Consider the following 1,516-nt stretch of genomic DNA (forward strand, 5'->3'; position numbering starts at 1 on the left):
GGTAAGAGGATAGATGAGATATGCTTTCCCTTCTTTTTTTAAATTATATTTCACTGATCGGAAAACATCTTCCATAGTACATAAGATTTCATGGGTGGAAATCGCTTTTTCTTTGTTTGGACTTACATTGCCTGCTTTTTTTGGGAAATAGGGTGGATTGGAAACTATCAGATCAAAATTTTGAGGAGGAAAAGTATCCTCTTTCAGATCTGCATTTATGAACTTTATTTGAACTTCGGCTGATTTTGAGTTTTCAAGAGCAAGATTTACTAATTTTTTCTGGATCTCGATTCCGGTAATATTCCAGGAAGGACGATTATGAGCGAGCATTATAGAGATAATTCCATTTCCGCTTCCCAATTCGAGAACCTTTAGATTTTTATCGGAATTATTCTCTAAAACTTTTTCAACTAAAAAAGCTGTATCGGAAGTTATGGAATGGCCGTTTTTAAATTGATGGATGGTTTTTCCAAAAGGTAATTCTACGGGAATTTTGTTTTTATAGGAAACCTGACAAGTTTTCAATTTATACTCATTCCCAAATTGAACTTGGGAATGTTATTTCTGGAAAAGTTTTACTGTGGTTCTGTTTTGAAGGATAAAAAAACTGCACCGAAAAACAATTTCTTATACAATTCTGTTCCCAAGTGGAATTTGAGAACAAGGAATTGATCTGGTAGATTTTTAAATTATTTATCATCAATTATCAGGATAATTCCAACATCCGATTGATTGAATCAACTGCTTTTGCTGCGATTTCCTTTTCAATTGAAATTTCATTTCTTTCAGTTTCGAGAGTTTTCAGGACATCTTTCAGGGTAGTTTTTTTCATATTTTTACAAATCGCTTTTTCCGAGAGCGGAACGATATTTTTTTCGGGATATTTTGCTTTCAATTGTTCAAAAAGACCGATCTCAGTTCCGATGATAACATTGTCATTATCTCCGGTAAAATCAGCCATTCCTTTGGTTGATGCTACCACATCAGCTTGCTTAAAAACTTCCGGAATGCATTCAGGATGAACTAATAGAGTATAACCGGGATATTTTTTACGAATCTCATCTACATCTTCAACTTTGATATTAATATGATGAATATTGCAGAAACCTTTCCAGACAATGATGTTCCTTCCGGTTTGTTGAGCTGCATAAGTTCCGAGATTCTGATCCGGGACAAATAGAATTGTCTGCTCATTCGGGATCGACTTAACGATTTTTACAGCATTACTCGAAGTGCAGCAGATATCACTTTCAGCCTTTACTTCCACTGAAGAATTCACATAACAGATAACGATCGGATTTTGATATTGAGATTTGAATTCCCTTAGTTGTTCAGCATTGATCATATCAGCCATGGGACAACCAGCATCTTCAACAGAAAGGAGAACTTTTGCTTCCGGTTTCAGAAGTTTCGCGGTCTCTGCCATAAATTTTACACCACAGAAAACAATGATCTCTGCATCTACTTTGGCTGCTTCCTGAGATAATTGGAGAGAATCTCCAATTATATCCGCAAC

The 1,516-nt window shown here is 35.4% G+C and carries 2 protein-coding genes; both read right to left on the bottom strand.

The features are described from left to right. On the bottom strand, window positions 1–525 hold a 525-nt coding region (locus ENL20_08225; GenBank protein HHE38543.1), incomplete at its 3' end, for a methyltransferase domain-containing protein. A 181-nt stretch (window positions 526–706) separates the two neighbouring features. Continuing rightward, on the bottom strand, window positions 707–1,516 hold an 810-nt coding region (gene nadA, locus ENL20_08230; GenBank protein HHE38544.1), incomplete at its 5' end, for a quinolinate synthase NadA.

The organism is Candidatus Cloacimonadota bacterium, from assembly GCA_011372345.1.
GTDB lineage: Bacteria > Cloacimonadota > Cloacimonadia > Cloacimonadales > TCS61 > DRTC01.